This window comes from Streptomyces sp. PA03-5A (assembly GCF_033792725.1).
Classification (GTDB): Bacteria; Actinomycetota; Actinomycetes; order Streptomycetales; family Streptomycetaceae; genus Actinacidiphila.
In genome coordinates this window covers 62,978-83,218 of sequence record NZ_JARAVL010000032.1, presented here as the reverse complement: position 1 = coordinate 83,218, position 20,241 = coordinate 62,978, and the positions used below count along the sequence as shown (strand labels likewise).

The following is a 20,241-nucleotide window of genomic DNA, read 5'->3' as shown; positions in this document are numbered from 1 at the left end:
TCCTCTACTGCTGCTGCGTGCCGGGCGGCGGTACCTGGTACCAGGACGGGTTGATGCTCGCACGGTACGCACCGGTCAGGTAAACCGACTGGATCGACTTCTCGAAGATCTTGAAGGGTAGCTGGATCCAGAAGTCCGCGAAGCCCTGCCGGTGGAAGAGCCGGCTGCCGCCGCCCAGCACGAGCACGTTCTTGACCAGGGCGGTGGAGGCCGACGTGGTGAGGGCCGCCGCGGCGTTGATGCCGCCGTCCAGGAAGGCGTCCGCGCCGCTGAGCTTGACCGTGTTCCCGTTGGCGTCGCTGACGCCCCACACCGCGGCGTTCATGGCGCCGTTGACCCATCCCGAGATCACGCTGGTGCCCGCGCTGAAGGTGAAGTCGTAGATGCCTCCGCGCCAGCGGGTGGGGGTCTCGTTCCCGGCCCACTCGTTGGACCAGGTCTTGTCGTGGTTGAACGGCCTGCGCTGCGGGTGCTTGCCGCCGTCGATGTTGGCCAGGGTCGCCTTGAGGTTGCCGAGCTCGCGGAACCCGGCGGCCCGGTTCTCGTGCACGGCGATGCCGAACCCGGTCTTGACGCCCGAGGACACGGCGGCGTTGGCGAACGCCTTCAGCACGTCCTTGCCGGTGAACGGCTTGTCCTGGGCCGCGGCCACAATGCCGTTCACGGCCAGGTTGGCACCGAACTCCAGGACGAACTCCTGGCCGAACTCCACGGCGGCCTTGTACGCCACCGTCCGCCAGTACGGTTCGTACCGCGCCTCGCGCAGCGCCGTACCCGCACCGTCGGGGAGCATCGTCCCGGACCAGGGCATGCGCTGGGACTCGCGGATCCGGCGCCCCCAGCCGCGGATCTCGGTCAGCGGCCCGCGGTAGTCGTACTCGTTGCCGACCAGCTTCATCTGGCCGAGCGGACCGCGGCGCTCCCAGACCAGGCCGCTGTCCGTGCGCTGGGCGACGAGCTCGCCCCGCGCGTCGTAACGGTTCCACTGGCCGCGCCAGGCGTCGGTCTCCAGGTATCCGGTGACGGTGCCGCCGGGGCCCGTCTCGGCCGTGCGCTCGCGGACGACGGAGCCGTGGTCGAACTCCTTCCAGACCGCGCCGGGCTCGCCGGCCGTGCGGCCGTACTCGCGGACGCGTGCCGGGCCGTCCAGATGCAGCGGCGTGTCGCGCAGGACGACCCTGGTGCCGTCGGCGGACCGCAGTTCGTCGCGGAAGTGGCGGGCGCCGGGCCTCCACTGGTCGTCCCAGGTGCCCGTGGCCCGGTTCCACCAGGTGCGGACCTGGCCGCCCTGGCCGGGTGCGGTCGCCGGTGAGCCGTCGCGCTGGAACTCGGCGGTCAGCCAGCGCTCGTTGCGGGCGGGGTCGCGCCAGGCGTCCACGAAGCGGCCCTTGTCGAGCATGCGGCGCTCGCGGACCAGGTTGCGGTTCGCGTCGAGGTCGCGGAAGGAGTCGTCCCAGGACCGCCTCGGGTCGTTGGAGCCGCGGAAGAACTCCCTGGAGCCGGAGCGGCCGAGGTGGTTGCCCTGGGCGTCCGTCTCCCGCCACGTCCACTTCGCGGAGTCCGCCCGCCCCGTGCCCTCGATGAAGCTGTTCGCGGCGCCGTTGGGGTTCGGGTGCCGCATCCCGGTCAGGTTGCCGTGGGCGTCACGGGTGACCCAGCTGCCGCGGCCGGAGGGATGCCCGACGACCGGCGCATCGACGTACTCGCGCACGACTCCGTCCGGCAGGCCCTCGCGCGCGACCCTCAGGCGCCCGTCCGGCCCCTGGAAGCGGTCCTGCCACAGCGGGCCGTCGGGAGCGCCTTGTTGCGGGACGCGGTAGCCGTGCCTGCCGCCGGAGTCCTCCCAGGGCACGTACGAGGCGTCGGCCGGGGGGTAGCCGGGGCCGCCGGCGTGGTCGCCGACCTTCAGCGTCGTGCCGTCGTGCAGCTTGGTCGTCAGGCGCGCGAAGTCGCCGTTCGCCGCCAGATCCAGGGTGCCGCCGTCGAGACCGACGTACCGCACGCCCGAGGTTCCGGAACCGGCGCCGTCCCCGACGCGCCGCTTCTCCCAGGTGAACAGCTGGTACGCGTTGTCGCCGAGCACATGGGCGTAGGCGCCCTCCGCGTGCCCTGCACCCGGCAGCAAGCCCTTGCGGACCCAGACGGGCGGGCGCTGTTCACGCCACCGCTCGGTGACCAGCAGGTGGCCGTCGACGACCTCGGCCTTGCCGACCGCCTTGCCGTGCGGCGACTGGCGCTGCCAGGTCCCGTCGGTCTTCCACCCGCCGGGTGCGGCGGCGTCCTGCACGAGCGTGTGCTCCTCGTACTGCCCGGCGTGTTCGGGCAGGTGGCCCATGCCCCACTTGCGCTGGACGAGGGTCCGCCCGTCGTCGGCGAGGTCGGTCCAGCCGGAGTCGTACCGGTCCGGGGTCCGCGGGCCCGCGGCCAGCTCCCTCGATGCCCCGTCGTAGCGGTGCCAGCGCAGCCGGCCGTCCTCGTTCCCGAGTGCCAGCGTGTGGCCGGTGCCGTTGCCGTGCTTCTGCAGACCGGCCTGGTACTCGTGGACGACGTTGCCGCGCGCGTCGAGGTCGCGCCAGCCGGTGCCCGCGGTGTCGTACTCGCGGATGCCCGCGCCGGACAGGGTGGCATCGTCGCCCCAGCGTGCCCAGCTCGTACGGGGGTTCATACGGCCGAAGTCGATGGTGTCGGTGCGGCGGAACGAGTCGAGGAGGCCGCCGCCGGGCAGCGGCCGGCGCTCGAAGACCGGTACCGGTGCGCCGGTGTCGCTGAGCAGCACCACGCGGCCGTTCGCGGCGCCCGTCAGGTCCGCCTTGCCGTGGTGGAACACCCCCGCGCCGGCGCCGTCGGGCCCGGTCCGCTCCCACACGCCGTTCGGGTGGTCGAGGACGTACTGGTAGGCGGTGGGCCTGCCCTTGTCGAGGACGTTGAAGCCCTGCTTGACCAGGGTGCCGTCGGTGCCTATCTGGATGAACTCCCCGTCCCGCGGCCCGCCGGTGTGCACGTGGGTCACCCGCAGGCCGTCGGCCGTGGCGGTGACCTCCTGCCCGCGGAAGTGGGCGATGCGCGTGCCGGTCGCGTCCTCCAGCCAGGCGGCACCCTGCGCCGGGGTGACCAGGTTCAGGCCGTCCGGCACGCCCGGCAGCGCCGGGAGCGGCCGGCCGGTGGCGACGGGAGCGCCGTGCTCGTCGTACCGGGTGAAGGTCCCGTCGACCTCGTCGATCTGGCGCGGATGGGGCTCGGTGAGCTCCGAGAAGTATCCGTGTGCGGTGGGGAACGTCTCCGTGCCGGACAGCGAGTCTGTGTCCCGCAGCGACGAGGCCGGGCCCGAACCGGGGGTCCCGTCATGCGCGTGCGGTACGGGCGGCACGGGTGGCACCGGCGGGACGGACGGCACGGGCGCGGGCGACGCGTGTTCGGCCGCCGCCACCCTCAGCTCGGCGGCCTCCGCCTCGGCGAGCCGGACCTCCGCGGTCACGACCTGCTCGCGCGCCACGTCCAGCCCGGTCCTGTTCGAGGACCCCCTCCCGACCAGGTCGAGCGCCTCGAGCCGCCGGAACTCCGCGTGCGCCCGGTTGAGATCGCGACGGGCGTCCTGCACGGCCGCCTCCGCGTCCGCCGTCGTCAGCGGGTCGTCGGCGCGCGGGGTCAGGTCCGGCCCCTCGTCCAGTGACCCGGCGTCCTCGTCGGCACGCCCCTTGCCCTTGCCGGGCGCGGGGGGTGCGACCGCGTCGTCCGTGACGGCACGGGTGTGCGGCACGTGAACGTGGTCGTGGCCGTGGTTGCGGACCTGGGCGTGGATGAGTTCGAGGTAGCGGGAACGCAGTCCGCCCTGGGTCAGGCCCTCCGGGGCGGCGTTGTGGTAGTTGCCCATGAGGCTGCCGTCGACCTCGGGCCGGTGGCCCGCCGTCAAGTCCCGGTACTCGTCCCGCAGACCCAGCTGGTGACCGAGTTCGTGCGCGAGGTCCTGCTCGGTGGCGTCGATGCGCCACTGGTGCTGGTTCATCGCACCGTCCGGGCCGCCCACCCTCACGTTCAGGTGGGCGTCGGCGGCGTTGCCCGTGACGCGCTCCAGCGTGACGTGCAGGACACTGCCGTCGCCGAGCACCTCACCGGGACGGTTGAAGACCCTCTCCACACCGCCCAGCGCTCGCTCCCACAGTGCGTTCACCTGAGCCGGCGACAGACCGTCGGCGGCCAGCTGGACCCGCACGGTCAGATCCGTGACGGAACGCTCGCCCAACGGGAACGTACGCACGTCGAAGCCGGCACGCACCTCGTACCGCGGCGCGTGGGCGCCACCACCCCGCGGCGTCGACACCGGGTCCACCCACGAATGCTTCACCGTGTTCGGCGCCGCCGCACCACGCGCCGCGCCCCAGCCCGGGTCCAGCGTCAGGTCAACATGGCCGTCACCAGCACCGTGGAGGAAGTCGTCCGCCGCACCCGCCGGCGCGGACACCGCCCGCGCGGACACCCCAGCGGGGTCGTCCAGCACCGGGAAGGACCTGTCCCCGCTCTCCCAGCGCACCGTCACGTTCTCCGTGGCCGAGCCGTGGACGACGGTGTGCCGCACGTCCCGCTGGAGCCGCTCCAGCGTGTCCAGCAGACCATCCGGCGGGAAACGCCTGTCGAGCGCATCGAGCAAGCTGTCCTTCGAGACGCCAAGCTCGTCCGCCAGGTTCTGCGTGTGACCGGAATTGTTCTTCCAGCCCCGCGTGGCATTGTTCGGGCCCACATGAATGGAGTTGTCCGCCGTCAGGATGGACGGCCCGTGCTCGTCGATCAGATCCTGGGCAGCCTTCGAACGCGCGGTCAGATGGAAGTCGCTCCCACTGATCGTGACCGACGAACCGCCGGCCACCCGCGTCTCATGACTCGAAGTGAGGACCACGTTGAGGTGGACCGCCACCTCCGCCTGCGTCCCGCCGTCCGTGACCGTGATGACGATCGGCCGCGAGATGAGGTTGTTGCCCCCGTTGTTACGGGTCTTCACACCGAACTCGAAACCACCGAGCGTACGGCGCGCGTCCTCGGGCCTCCCGCCGCCCCTGCCGACGATGGCGTCCAGGACCCCGTCCCCGGTCAGCCGCGCGGAGCCAGAAGCAGCCGGCGCCGCCGCCGAGACGGACTGCGGTACGTGCGTTTTGATGCCGCCGATCAGAGCGTTACGGGTGTCGACGGCCATGTCGAGCAGTCGCTTGAGGGTCTTCGGGAAATCCTTGGCCACCTCCATGAGCGCATCGGCCTCAGCAGGCAGTGCCTTGCCCAGTTCCTGCCGGGTCATCGCCTTGAGGAGGGTGGTGTCGTCCGTCTGAATTCCGTGGAAGGCGAAAGCAGCGAGGTCCCGCCCCACATTGGGGTCCTTCGTCAGGACACCCCCGTGGTACTGCGCCAAGTACCTCTCGACCTGCTTGGTCCACGTGCCCCGGTCCGCATGGCTCTGCGTCAGACCGTCGAGGACCGTGCTCGGTACGTCAGGCCGGACCTTGTCGGCGATACGCCCCCCATCAGTGACCAGGGCGAGACTCGAGTCGAACGAGACGAGCTTGTCCTCTCGGCCCTGCCAACCCAGGAACTGACGGTTCTTGAAGACACTGTCGAGGAGGTGCCTTCCTTCCTCCGCCTCATAGACGATGTCTCCGGCCTTTCCGAAACGGATATTGCCCTCGAGGCCGAGCGGAGCGTCCGGATTCACCCGGACGAAGCTGTTGGGCTCCGGGAAGTAGACCGTACGGGAATCGAACTTCGCCATGACGTCGCGGACGGCCAGATCGATTTCCGCGGCCGCTCTGTCGGCCTTCGCCTTGGGCGTGGCCCCCTCGGGGAGCGTGTAGCCGCCACTGACCATCTCGGGAGCGTTACCGTTCCGAGCCGTCAGCGTCTCGATCCTCACGGCTGCGCGGTCGAAGAGCGGCTTGCCGCCGACGACCATGCTCTTGACGTCGGCGTCACCGACGTGCAGGTACACCTCTCCCCTGGCGTTCAGCTTGACCTTGTCGAGCATGCCACGGGTGAGATCGTCACGGACCACCGCCTCACGCAGCGCACCGTAGGGGATCTCCTTCTGCGTACCGGCGTCCACGAGCCTGGGATTGGGCTGGCGCCAGGTGAAGCCGGTGACGGAGACCTCGAAGTCGCCCTCCTGCGCCCACTGCCGGGCGAACTTCCGCACCGCGTCGGCGATCGCGGTTTCACTGCCGGCGCGCCCGTTCACACCGATGACCAGGCCGAGCCGCTCGCCCAGCACCGACTTGTCGCCGAACGCCGTCCCGTACATCTTCGCCAGCTTCAGCAGATCGGTGTCCGGGGTCGCGATGACCGTGGCGACGAAACGGGTACCTTCACCGCCCTGGAGCGCGCCCTTGGCCGCACCGTCGAACTGTGCCACTGGTGTCAACCGGTAGTGGCTTGCGATGTCGCCGTAGCCCTCGCTGAAGCGTAGGACGTCCGCCCGCTCCGTGAACGTGGGCGGCACAGGCCCCAACTGCGAGGTACTCGCCGAGGTGCTCGCCTTGGCCTTGCCCTTGGCCTTGCCGTCCGGTGCGTGGGGGGCGATCCCGTCGACCGCGTCGACGTCGACGTGCGGCACATGGACGTGGTCGTGACTGACGACCTGGGCGTGGATGAGGTCCAGGTAGCGGGGCCGCAGTCCGCCCTGGGACAGGCCCTCGGGCGCGGCATTGTGGTAGTTGCCCATCAGGCTGCCGTCGACCTCGGGGCGGTGCCCGGCGGTGGTGTCCCGGTACTCGTCCCGCAGACCCAGCTGATGCCCCAGCTCGTGGGCGAGATCCTGTTCGGTGGCGTCGATCCGCCACTGATGCTGGTTCATCGCTCCATCCGGACCACCCACCCTCACATTCAGGTGAGCGTCCGACGCATTGCCCGTGACGCGCTCCAGCGTGACGTGCAGGACGCTGCCGTCGCGCAGCGTCTCACCCGGGCGGTTGAAGACCCGCTCCACACCGACCAGGGCACGGTCCCACAACGCGTCGACCTGAGTCGCTGAAAGCCCGTCATCGGCCAGACGCACCTTCACCGTCAGATCCGTGACCGAGCGGTCCCCCAACTCGAACCTGCGCACGTCATAACCAGCACGCACCTCGTACCGCGGCGCATGCGCACCACCACCCCGCGGCGTCGACACCGGATCCACCCACGAATGCTTCACCGTGTTCGGCACCGAAGCACCACGGGCCGCATCCCAACCGGGATCCAGCGTCAGATCCACCCGCCCCGCACCCGGAACCGCACCGTGGAAGACATCGTCCACCACGCCGGCAGGCACGGAAACGCTCCTGGGCGACACGCCGTTGGAGTCGCTCCGGACGGGGAACGACTTGTCACCCCGGAACTCCACCGTGATGACCTCGGAGGCGGAGGCATGGACGATGGCACGCTCCACGTCCCGCTGGAACAGGGCGACGGTGTCGAGCAGTTCGCCCGGCGGGAAACGGCTGTCGAGCGCCTTGACCAGGCTGTCCTTCGTGATGCCGAGTTCGTCCGCCAGGTTCTTGAGCTGACCGCCCCTGTTGTCCCAGCCGGTCTTGGCGTTGCTCGGCCCCACATGAATGGAGTTGTCCGCCGTCAGAGCGGACGGCCCCGACTTGTCGATGAGGACCTGAGCGGCCTTCGACCGCGCGGTCAGATGGAAGTCCGTCGTGTTGAGCGTGACCGTCGTTCCGTCGAGCCTCCCGCTCGGGGTGACCATCACATTGAGGTGGACGGCCACCTGGACCGACTTGTCCCCCTCGGTGACCGTCATCAGCACGGGCCGCGAGATGAGGTTCGTGCTCCCCGTGTCCCGGACCCTTCCGAACTCGAAGCCGCCGAGCGTACGGCGGGAACCGTCGACCGTGCTCGATCCCGTGATGCTGTCCAGGATCCGGACGGCGTCCGGGGTCAGCCGGCCCCCGCCCGTACCGGCACCCGCGTGAGCGGCCGTGGACGTACTCGCACTCGGTGCGGACGGGGAGACGGACTGCGGCAGCTGCTTGTTGAGGCCGTCGACCAGTGCGTTACGGGTGTCGACGGCCATGTCGAGCAGTTTTTTGACGGGCGCCGGGAAATCATCGGCTACCTTCATGATCGCGCTCGCCTCTGCCGGGAGTGCCTTTCCAAGCTCCTTGCGCGACATCGACTTGAGGGCCGTGATGCCATCCGCCCGGATGTCGTGGAAGGCGATGGCCGCCAGACTCTTCCCGACGTTCGCGTCCTTCACGAGCACGTCCGGGTGGTGCAGCTTGATGTAGCGCTCGATCTGCTCGGTCCAGGTCTTCGAGTTCGCGTGGCTCTGGGTCAGCCCGCTGAGAATCGACCGCGGGTCGTCCCCCACCTCCTTGGCGATCCGCTCCCCGTCCGTGACCAGAGCGAGATCCGAATCGAAGACGAAGCCCTGGTTCTCCCGCCCCTGCCAGAGGTAACCGCGGTTCTTGAGGGAGCTGTCGAGGAGCCGCTCGCCCTCTCTGGCCTCGTAGCTGACGGCCTTTCCGAAGACCTCGCCGAACCGGATGTCCTTCTCCAGGCCGAGTTCCGGGTCGACACGGACGAACGTGTTGGGCTCGGGGAAGTAGACCGCCCGCGTGTCGGTCCTCGCCATCGCGTCGCGCACGGCCATGTCGAGATCTGCGGCGTTCTTCGCGACACCCCCGGGGAGGGTGTAGCCACCGCTCACCATCTCGGGAGCGAGCCCGTTCTCGGCACTCAGCGATTCGATCTTCGCGGCGGCACGCTCGAAGAGCGGCTTCCCGCCAACGACCATGCTCTTGACGTCGGCGTCACCGACGTGCAGATACACCCCTCCCTTGGCGTTCACCTCCAGCTTGTCGAACATGCCACGGGTGAGATCGTCACGGATGACCGCCTCGCGGAGCGCGCCGAACGGCACCATCTTCTGGCCGCCGTCCTTCAACAGCTGGGGGTTCCGCTGCTCCCAGGTGAAACCGCTGACGGAAACCGCGAAGTCGCCCTCCTTCTCCCACTGCTGAGCGAACTTCCGCACGGTGTCGACGATGTCGGCGTCCTTGCCCACCTGTCCGTTCACACCGATCACGAGGCCCAGCCGCTCGCCGAGGGACTCCTTGCCGAACGCCGTCCCGTACGTCTGCGCCAACTTCAGCAGATCCGTGTCCGGAGTCGCGATCACCGTGGCGACGAAACGCGTACCCTCACCGCCCCGGAGCGAGCCCTTGGCCGTGCCGTCGTACTGGGCCACGGGCGTCAACCGGTAATTCTCGACGATGTCGCTGAAGCCCTTGGTGAAACGCACAGCGTCCGTCCGCCGCGTGAATGTGGCGGGGTCGACCGCCGCCTGCGATGTGTTCGCCTTGACCTTGGCCTTGCTGGGTGCGTGGGGAGCGACGCCGTCCACCGCGTCGACGTCGACGTGCGGCACATGGACGTGGTCGTGGCTCGCGACCTGCGCGTGGATGAAGTCGAGGTAGCGGGGGCGCAGTCCGCCCTGGGACAGGCCCTCGGGTGCGGCGTTGTGGTAGTTGCCCATCAGGCTGCCGTCGACCTCGGGGCGGTGCCCGGCGGTGGTGTCCCGGTACTCGTCCCGCAGACCCAGCTGGTGGCCCAGCTCGTGCGCGAGGTCCTGCTCGGTGGCGTCGATCCGCCACTGGTGCTGGTTCATCGCACTCTGCGCACGCCCCACGTTCACGTTCAGGTGGGCGTCAGAGGCATTCCCCGTGACCCGCTCAAGCGTCACGTGCAGGACGCTGCCGTCACGCAGCACCTCACCAGGCCGGTTGAAGACCCGCTCCACACCCGACACCGCACGGTCCCAGAGCGCATCCACCTCTGTCGGCGACAGGCCCTCGTCGGCCAGACGAACCTTCACCGTCAGATCCGTGACCGAGCGATCTCCCAGCTCGAACCTGCGCACGTCGTAACCCGCACGCACCTCGTACCGCGGCGCATGCGCACCACCACCCCGCGGCGTCGACACCGGGTCCACCCACGAATGCTTCACCGTGTTCGGCGCCGCCGCACCACGCGCCGCATCCCAACCCGCGTCCAGCGTCAGATCCACCCGCCGCGCACCAGAACCCGCACCGTGGAAGAAGTCATCCACCGCACCCGCCGGCGCGGACACCGCCCGCGCCGACACCCCAGCGGGGTCGTCCAGCACCGGGAAGGACCTGTCCCCGCTCTCCCAGCGCACCGTCACGTTCTCCGTGGCCGAGCCGTGGACGACGGTGTGCCGCACGTCCCGCTGGAGCCGCTCCAGCGTGTCCAGCAGACCATCCGGCGGGAAACGCCTGTCGAGCGCATCGAGCAAGCTGTCCTTCGAGACGCCAAGCTCGTCCGCCAGGTTCTGCGTGTGACCGGAATTGTTCTTCCAGCCCCGCGTGGCATTGTTCGGGCCCACATGAATGGAGTTGTCCGCCGTCAGGATGGACGGCCCGTGCTCGTCGATCAGATCCTGGGCAGCCTTCGAACGCGCGGTCAGATGGAAGTCGCTCCCACTGATCGTGACCGACGAACCGCCGGCCACCCGCGTCTCATGACTCGAAGTGAGGACCACGTTGAGGTGGACCGCCACCTCCGCCTCCGTCCCACCGTCCGTGACCGTGATGACGATCGGCCGCGAGATGAGATTGTTGCCCCCGTTGTTACGGGTCTTCACACCGAACTCGAAACCACCGAGCACTCGACGCTCGTCCCCCGGCCTCCCGCCGCCTCTGCCGACGATGGCGTCCAGGACCCCGTCCCCAGTCAGCCGCGCGGAGCCAGAAGCAGCCGGCGCCGCCGCCGAGACGGACTGCGGCAGGTGCTTGTTGATGCCGTCGACCAGCGCGTTACGGGTGTCGACGGCCACGTCGATCAGCTGCTTGAACGTAGCCTTGTCGTCCCCGGTGGCCTTGATCAGCGCCTTCCATTCCGCCTTCCGGTTGGTGCCGAGGTCCTTCACCTCCAGCTTCGTGAGGGTGGTGGCGCCGTCCGCCTCGATCTTGTGGAAGGCGATGGCCGCCAGGCTCTTCCCGGCGTTCGCGTCCTTCACCAGCACGTCCGGGTGGTGCAGCTTGAGGTAGTGCTCGATCTGCTCGGTCCAGGTCTTGGCGTTCGCGTGGCTCTGGGTCAGCCCGTTGAGGATCGACCGCGGGTCGTTCCCCACTTCCTTGGCGATCCGGTCCCCGTCCGTGACGAGGGCGAGACCCGAGTCGAACACCACGGCCTGGTTCTCCCGCCCCTGCCACAGGTGGCGGCGGTTCTTGACCAGGCTGTCGAGGAGACGTTCCCCCTCCCTGGCCTCGTAACTGATGGTGTCTCCGGAGATCTCGCCGAACCTGATGTCCTTCTCGAGGCCGAGGGAGTTGGCCGTGTCGACACGGATGAACGTGTTCGGCTCGGGGAAGTAGATCGTCCGCGCGTCGGTCTTCGCCATCGCGTCGCGCACGGCCAGATCGAGGTCCGCGGCGTTCTTCGCGACGCCCTCGGGGAGGGTGTAACCGCCGCTCACCATCTCGGGAGCGAGCCCGTTCTCGGTACTCAGCGATTCGATCTTCGCGGCGGCACGCTCGAAGAGCGGCTTCCCGCCGACGACCAAGCTCTTCACGTCGGCGTCACCGACGTGCAGGTACACCTCTCCCCCAGCGTTGAGCCGGACCTTGTCGAGCATGCCGCGGGTCAGGTCGTCCCGGATCACCGCCTCACGCAGCGCACCGTAGGGGATCTCCTTCTGCGTACCGGCGTCCACGAGCCTGGGATTGGGCTGGTGCCAGGTGTAGCCGGTGACGGAAACCGCGAAGTCGCCCTCCTTCTCCCATGCCTGGGCGAACTTGCGCACCGTGTCGGCGATCGCGGTTTCCGTGCCGGCGCGGCCGTTGACACCGATGACCAGGCCCAGCCGCTCGCCGAGGGACTCCTTGCCGAACGCCGTCCCGTACGTCTGCGCCAACTTCAGCAGATCGGTGTCCGGGGTCGCGATGACCGTGGCGACGAAGCGGGTGCCGTCACCGGCCTGAAGCGAGCCCTTGGCCATGCCGTCGTACTGGGCGAGGGGCTTCAGCTGGTAGTGACCGGCGATCTTCTGGTAGCCCTCGGTGAATCGCGTGGCGTCCGTCTGCCGCGTGAAGGTGGGCGGGACGGCCGCCGGCTGCGAGGGATTCGGCTTGGCCTTCTTCGGTGCGTGGGGGGCGATCCCGCCGACCGCGTCGACAGCCACGTGCGGCACGTGCACGTGGTCGTGGCCGGCGACCTGGGCGTGGATGAGGTCGAGGTAGCGGGGGCGCAGCCCGCCCTGGGACAGACCCTCCGGGGCGGCGTTGTGGTAGTTGCCCATGAGGCTGCCGTCGACCTCCGGGCGATGCCCGGCCGTGGTGTCCCGGTACTCGTCCCGCAGACCCAACTGGTGGCCCAGCTCGTGCGCGAGATCCTGCTCCGTGGCGTCGATCCGCCACTGATGCTGGTTCATCGCACCCCGCGCGCCACCCACGTTCACGTTCAGGTGGGCGTCAGAGGCGTTGCCCGTCACGCGCTCCAACGTGACGTGCAGAACACTGCGGTCGCGCAACACCTCACCGGGACGGTTGAACACCCGCTCCACACCCGACACCGCACGGTCCCACAGCGCGTCCACCTGGTTCGGTGAAAGCCCGTCACCGGCCAGACGCACCTTCACCGTCAGATCCGTGACCGGACGCCCGCCGAGCTCGAACCTGCGCACGTCATAACCCGCACGCACCTCATACCGAGGAGCATGCGCACCACCACCCCGCGGCGTCGACACCGGATCGACCCACGAGTGCTTCACCGTGTTCGGCGCCGCCGCACCCCGCGCCGCATCCCATCCCGCGTCCAACGTCAGATCCACCCGGCCGGCGCCAGAACCCGCACCGTGCAGGACGTCACCCGCCCCGCCCGACAGGCCGGTAACGGCAGGCGCCGACACACCCCCGGAGTCACCCCGGACGGGGAACGACTTGTCGCCCTGGAAGTGAACCCGCACCTCCTCCGCGCCGGAGCCGTGGACGACGGCGCGCTCCACGTCGTCCTGGAACCGGTGGACCGTCTCGACGAGTCCGCTCGGCGGGAACCGGTTGTCGAGTGCGTCGATGAGCTTCTGTTCCGAGACGCCGAGAGCCTGCGCGAGGTTCCTGGTGTTGCCCGGCCTGCTGTTCCAGCCGGACGAGAGGGCGTTGCTCGGCCCCACGTGGATGGACTTCGACGCGGTGTCGCTGGAGGCTCCGTGCAGGTCGATCACGCCCTGGTCGGTGTGCGGCCGCGCGGTGAGGTGGAACTTGCTCCCCGTGATCGTGACTTCCGTCGTGTTCGCGACCTTCTTCCCCGCCAACGTCACGTCGGCCTCGTTGCCCGAGCTGAGCATCACGTTCAGGTGGACGGCCACCTGCGCTTCCGTTTCTCCGTCCTTGACCGTGACCACGATCGGCCGTGAAACGAGATTCTTGCCGTTGTTGTTGCGGGTGCCCGCGCCGAACTCGAAACCGCCGAGCGTGCGGCGTTCCTCGCCGCCGTTGCGCCCACCCGTGCCGATGACGACGTCCAGAATCCCGTCCTCGGTCAGCTTCGTGATGCCCCCCGAGGCGGACGGTGCCGCCGGGGAGACGAACGAGGCGTCGCCGGAGCCCTCGACGCGCGCGGCCGTACCCGTGAACAGGCCGTCCCGGGGCACACCGTCGCGGTCGAGGAGCGAGGCGGTGAAGACGAGGTCGTCGTAGCTCGCGTGCACGCCGTCGACGGCCCCTCCGGCCGCGCCCTCGCCGGGTGCGGAAGCCGGTGCCGGTACGTGTGACGGCGACGGGCCCGGACCCGGGAGGTGACCCCCGCCGGCACCGGAGGACGACGGGCCGGGGCCACCCGAGTGGGCTCCGCCGGTCCCGGGCGGCGCCGGGTGCACGCCAGGGGCGCGGCCCGCGCCCGGTCGCGCGTTGTGGATCTCGACGGTGAAGGAGTGCCCGTTGGCCTGGGCGAACTGCTCGAGTTGCAGCTTCTGTGCCTGCAGCGCCGGGTCGAACCCGTCGTCCACGAGTACGACGCGGTTGAGGTCGTCCCACTTCACGCCGCCGTGGATCTGCGCCTCGAAATACCTGCCGAGGTTGCGCTCCAGCGTTCCGGCGTCACGGAATCCGCGGAACGCGCCGTCGTACCGGAAGTCGGTCGCCTCGGCGAAGGCCAGCCGGACCAGGGGTTCGGGGCCGTGGTTGAGCAGCGGCAGCATGTTGCCGCGGCCGGTGACGCTCCGAGCGCCCTCGAGGCCCTCGATGAAGCTGTCCGCCGGCGTGAACGTGGCGCGCTGCATCACGTCGGGATTCAGGTGGAAGACCGCCCGCCCGTACATCTTCACGCCGCTCGGCCGGTACTTGGACGTGAGGGCCGCGTAGTTGGGCAGGTCCACGAGGTCGTCGGCGGTCGGGGCGAACGGCCGTCCTTGCGCGCCCGGGTAGATCCCGGACGCCTCGGTCGTCCGCTTCACGGACGCCGGCAGGCCGAGAGCCTCCTCCGTCTTGCCGCGGGTGACGTAGTACCCCGCGTTGGCGTTGTTGGCCTCCCACGCGTTGCGGAGCAGCTGGGTGTCCGAGGTCAGTGCGTCCAGGAGCGTCCCTCCGGCCGGCGTGATGTCGCCGAGCTTGAGGTTCACCGTGAGCGAGAGGTCCTCCTGGAGGTGCCGGTGGACCTTGGCGATGAGCTCGTGGGCCTGCGCCCCGTCGAGCGGGTAGCCCTCCGCCCACTTCCAGTCGCCGCTGTTCAACTTCTGCGTCAGCAGGTCCGTGTCCGCCGTCAGCGTGCGCAGGGCCCGCCGCTCGGCCATGACGATCGCGGAGAGCTGCGGCATCCGCAGGTTCGCCAGCTCCGGGCGGCCTTCGAGGGCGTGGAACAGCTGCACGTTCTCCTCGAACGACTTCTGCTGCTGCACCAGCACCGACTTCAACGCGTCGTCGTGCTCCGCGCCCGCCAGCCCCTTGGCCAGGATGTCCTGGTGCGCCGTGAGGTCTCCCTCGTACGCCTCCCTGCCGTTGCCCCCAGGCCATCCCTTGGCGGACTCCGGCTCGCTGATCCAGCGGGCCACCGTCAGGTCCTGGCCGCTGGGCACCAGTGCGTGGCTGGTCTTCCCGCCTTCCAGCGGGGTGACGACGTGCGTCGCGGAAGGGACGTGGTCCACGGACTGCACGACACCTTCGGGGGCGGGCGGAACGACATCGGCCCGGCCCCTGCCGCGGAACAGCGACCGCAGCCCCTCGGGCAGGTGCGGAGCCGCGCCGCCGAGCCCGTACCCGCGGTACGCCTGCACCTCGGGGAACGGCGCGCCGCCCGTCACGTCGGACCAGTGGGCCTCCGCCTGGGCCAGCGCGGCGTCGGCCTGCCTGACGTGCTGCCACGACTCGAGGTACCGGAAGCCGTCGGCCTCGGCCGAGGTGCCGAAGCCTTCCACGTAGCGCGTCTGCAGGTCGTCGCGGATGGTCCGGGCGTTGATCAGCTCGCGGCGGGCGTCGGTGATGGCCGCCGACGCGTCGATGTCCGACAGGTCGTCCCCGAGGTCCGCGCGCAGACCGTCGTGGTGCGATCCGGTGCCGGTGGTGTCCAGGGTGCCGGTGCCGGTGGGCGACTTGCCCTTCCCCTTGTCCCCCACCGCGGGGGGCGTGTCCGGGACGTCGTGGACCGCCGCGCCCACCGAACCCTCGGGCGCCGCGGGCCGCGCGTCGAGCACGGCGTCCATGAAACCGTCGGTGAACCGGCCCGCGTCGGTGTGCCACAGCGGCAGGTTCCGCGCCGCGTACAGGTAGGCGTTCTCCAGCTGCGCCGCGGTGAGGCGGTGTTCCTCCAGGACGTGCGTCCCGCCCCCCGGGGCCCCGTCGACGGTGCCGCGGACGGCACCGAACTCGCCCGGCGCACCCGGGCCCAGGGGCACGGGCGCGTCCCGGCCCGGCAGCCAGACCGTCAGCGAACGGGCGCCCGTCGAGCCGTCGGTCCCCAGGACCAGCCGGATGTCGGCAGCGGGGTCGGCGATCGCGTGCTCCAGGTGCTGCCGCACCGGCCGCGTGTCGTCCATGAACCGTGCGACGTCGTCCCCGCCGGCCCCGTGGACGACCGGCGGCGAACCGGCCGGCAGGTCGTCCACCGAGTGGCGGAACACGCCCATGTCGTCGAGCATGTCGTCGATCTCGTCGAACATGTGCTGCACGTCGGACGGGTACTGCACGGAGGATGGCGGCAGGTGCCCGGTGGAGTCCCCCGCGGCCGACGTGCCGGGACTCGGGGCCGGTTCCGGGACGCTGTCCACGGAGCCCCTCCCGATCCCCGAGAGCGAGTCGCCGGCGGCGGGCGCCGTCACCGACGGTCCCGGCAGATCGGACAGCCCCGGACGGAGCGTGCCGTAGGTCTCGCCGAGCTGACGCGACAGCTGGCGTCCGGCGTCGTCACCCGAGGTGAGGATGGTGTGGGTGATCATCTTCTCGAACTGGTCGAGGATCAGCAGACGTTCCTTCTGCGGAGCCGTCGCGAGATTGCCGTCGATCAGGGGACGCTGGTGGTCGAAGAGCACGAAGGTCTTGGCCTGGTCGGTGGCGGCCTGGAACCGGCCCTGGTCGTGGAGCCGCCAGTCCTCCACCTCGCCGAAGGCGTCCTGGTACCGGATCGTGTCGTCGGCGGTCAGCTTGGCCACGGGCGACGTGCCGTCCGCCCAGTGCCAGGCGCCGTCGCGGCGCAGCATCGTGTCCACGAGCCGGTACGGGGCCGCCACCCACAGGTCCGCCACGGACTTCCCGAGCGCCGCGGAGACGAAGCCCTCAGCGAACCTCACGCAGTTGTAGCGGAACAGGTCGTACACGGCACCGGAGTTGGCCATCGCGTACCGGTACCCGTCGAACAGCTGCGCCGCGGTGATCCGGTAGGTGCCCAGTACGCGGACGTGCCCGGAGAGGAGGTATTCGGCGTCGTTGACGATGGCACCCGGGTTGCCGAAGAGGTTTCCGTCCTCGGGGTAGAAGCCGATCGTGAGCGGCTTGCGCTCGCCCGGCAGCATCACGGACACCATGGCGTGGCCCACGTCGTCGGAGAACTCGCGCCAGGTCCGGCCTCCGGGGCTCGCCACGAGGGCCACCTCGATGTCCGCGGCGGGGTTGTCGAAGGCCCGTTCCACGTGCTGCCGCAGCGGGCGGATCAGGTCCACGAACTCCGAGAAGCCGTCCAGGTCCTCGGTGCCGTGCTCGCCGACCGGGGAACCGGGCAGCGAGTCGTCGTCCATGTCGAAGTGCGAGCGCATCGGTGCGCCGGTGTCGTCCAGGACCAGGTCGTCGAGCCCGTCGAGCAGGCCGCTCTCCGGCCTCGGCGGGACAGGCGGTGCGTGGTGCCCGCCCGGCCCCGGGGTGACGGGCGCGTCGTCGGCGAAGTCCGTGTCCCTGACGCCGCCGGGGAGCTTCCCGCGTTCCGGGCCCGCGAGGTGCACGGCCAACTGGTCGGCCTGCGCCCGGACGTCGACCTTGGTGAAGGCGGCGCCGCGCAGGTCCTCCAGCACCTGGCGGGCGGCGGTCACGGTCTCCACCGTCACCGCGTCCGCGCCCATCTTGCCCAGCTTCAGGTTGACCTCGTGGAACAGTTCCGCCTGGTGCGAGTGCACGCGCCCGCCGCCCGACGTCGCGGGCGGTACCGGGGCGGGGTCCTGACGCAGCGGCACCGCCACGTGCCCGTCGCCGGTGACGGCCACCTTGTCGTGCGGGGCCGGGGTGACGACGTCGTCGGTGTGCCGCGCGGGTGCGCCGGCGAACGCGTGGCCCGCGTCGACGTTCACCGTCTTCCCGGCCCCGGTCCCGGGTGCGCCGGCGAGGGCCGGGCCGTCGACGGAACGGACGCCCCGGCCGTCGTCGAGGAGGTCGAGCGCGGAGCGGGCCGCGTCCTTGGGCGGTGTGCCGTGCACGCCGCCCTTGGGCACGCCGGAGGCGGGGACGCCGGGGGTGGTGGGACCGGGCACGGTGTCGGTGACCACGGAGCCGGGGCGTCCGCTGCCGGCGGGCCGCACGATCTCGTCCAGGCTCAGATGGGCCTGGTTGGCGCGGGCGGCACCGGCGACGTTGTCCCCGAGGTCGGACCCGATGTGGGTGGGCACCGGGTTGTTCGGCGTCCCCTTGGCGCCGCCCGACAGCAGGTCGAACGCCGAGCCTCCGGCGGCACCGGTGCCGCTCTGGTGCCCAGGGACCCCGGTGAGCGGGCCGTGGGCCCCGGGCGTTCCACCCGGAGCCCCCAGGAGGTCGTGGACCCCGGCACCGCTCGGCGGCGCCTGGACGCCGGTCAGCGCGGTGTGCGCGGCACCGGTTCCCGCACCCGGGGCGCCGGGGGCGGCGAGCAGGTCGTGCAGGGCCGTGCCGCCCGGAGCGGGCGCGGGCGCACCGGTGAGAGCGGTGTGCACCGCGCCGGTCCCGCCGGGCGGTGCCGTCAGGACGCCGGCCGGACCCTGCGCGAGCAGGTTCCCTCCGTTGCCCTTGGCGACGAGGGCGGCAACGTCCACGCCTTCGTGCACGACCGGGGCGCCGGCGGAGCCGGGCACATACAGACCGGAGGAGTGCGTCACATGGCCACCCGGGGCCATCGAGCTCACCCCGAGTCCCCCGCTCATCTGGCCGGGCGCCCCGTCGAGGGCATCGATCCTCATCCGGCTCATCTGCGTACCGGCGATGTCGACCACGTCGTCCATGTGCCGCACTGCCCGGAATCCCGCGGTCGAGTTGTCGAACACGGCGTTCGCCCCGTGCACCGAGACGGGGTTGACCGTGCCGACCCGCAGCCCCGTCAGGTCGACGGTGCTGACGGGCGCCACGGAGAAGGAGGACGGGCGGACGGAGGTGTGGGTGTCGCCGAAGTTGCCGAAGCGCACGTCCGCCAGGTCCATGCGGGCCATGTTGATGTTGGCGTGCCCCAGGTCCAGGTGCGGGGTCGCGCCGTGCGGACCCATCGGCACGGCACTCACGGTGTGCGCGACCGTGCCGCCCACTGGCAGGTCCCACACGCCGCGGCCCATGACGCCGCGGTCCCAGAAGCCCATGCGCAGGGCGCCCTTCAGCCCGTACTCCGCGATGTCGGTGTGCGTCACGGGGAGGATCAGGCGCGTCCACTTGCCGCCGGCCATCTGGCTGCTCCAGGTCTCCTGTGCGAAGAGCCGGAAGTTCTGCCACGCCCCGGGGGCGCCGGCCCGTATGGCCGACCCCCAGCCGCGCACCACCACGGGGATGGAGCGGACGCCCTGCACGACGACGAGTCCGCCCTTGACGAACACCGAGCCGCCGAGCGCGGGCACGTTGTGGAAGTTCTGCATGACCCACAGTCCGCCCTGGCGCACCCAGGTCAGGCTGATCCGCGCGACGTCCCTCAGACCGGTGAAGACGGTGGCGAACCGGAACCCGCTGACCATGTCCTTTATGGACATGAAGCCGTTGCGTCCCCACTGGAGGGCGGCCTTGAAGCCGGACTTGAGGAGACCGCCGATGGCGAAGATCGGCAGCGCCTTCGTGGTGGGGGCGATGATGCCGAGCCCGGCGAGGAACAGGTCGAGGAAACCGATGTCGCCGCGGGCGAAGTCGATGGCCGCCTTCACGAACAACGTCATGTTGACGCCGAGCGCGAGCAGGGCGACCGGCCCGCCGAAGATCAGCGCCGGGACGATGAGGATGATCGCCAGGATCTGGAACATCTCCCAGAAGACCTGGCAGTCCGAGATCGGCAGCCGGATGTCGGAGGCGTTGTTGACCGCGTTCGCGATGGTGTTGCCCACCTCGTCGAGCTCCGTGCCCGCGCTCTGGGCGGTCTGCCGAAGGGCCTCCAGTTGCGGGTCGTCCTCCGGCAGGCCGCGTGCGGCCGACAGGGCGCCGTCCGCCCTCCGCTGGGCGTCCTCGATGTGGTTCGCCCAGGCGCCGAGGTTCTGGGAGACCTCCCAGAAGGAGTCGGCCACGTCGTTGATGTGGTTGCGCAGCCTGTCGTCGACCTTGCCCCGCAGCGCGTCGGCGGTCTTCCCTGCGAAGACACTGCTGTCCGCCGTGTTCATCACCTGGTCGATGGCCTGCGCGATGGACCTCGCCTGCGTACCGATCTTGACCAGGTCGTCGACCAGCAGACGGATCTGGACCGGGTCTCCGGGGGTCGGGTCCCCGTGGAGGCCGAGAACGTTCCAGTCGCTCGGGCGAGGCATGTCAGGGATTCCTCCCGGTTCGGCGCAGAGGAGCACGGCGGAGCTCTCCACGTGGACCACGCGCGGGGCACGCGCGTGGTTCATGTGACGTGGGTCAAACCCGTGCG

General features: G+C 70.4%; 1 protein-coding gene. It reads right to left on the bottom strand.

Going from position 1 to position 20,241, the window contains the following annotated elements:
- Positions 1-4: 4 nt before the first annotated feature.
- On the bottom strand, positions 5-20,134 hold the full coding sequence (locus tag PV410_RS32685) for an RHS repeat domain-containing protein (protein WP_500329367.1): 20,130 nt from the start codon (positions 20,132-20,134) through the stop codon (positions 5-7).
- Positions 20,135-20,241 lie beyond the last annotated feature (107 nt).

What these genes read in the sequence shown, in the direction of transcription:
- PV410_RS32685 (WP_500329367.1), bottom strand. Translation starts at nt 20,134, where the DNA reads ATGCCTCGCCCGAGCGACTGGAACGTTCTCGGCCTCCACGGGGACCCG.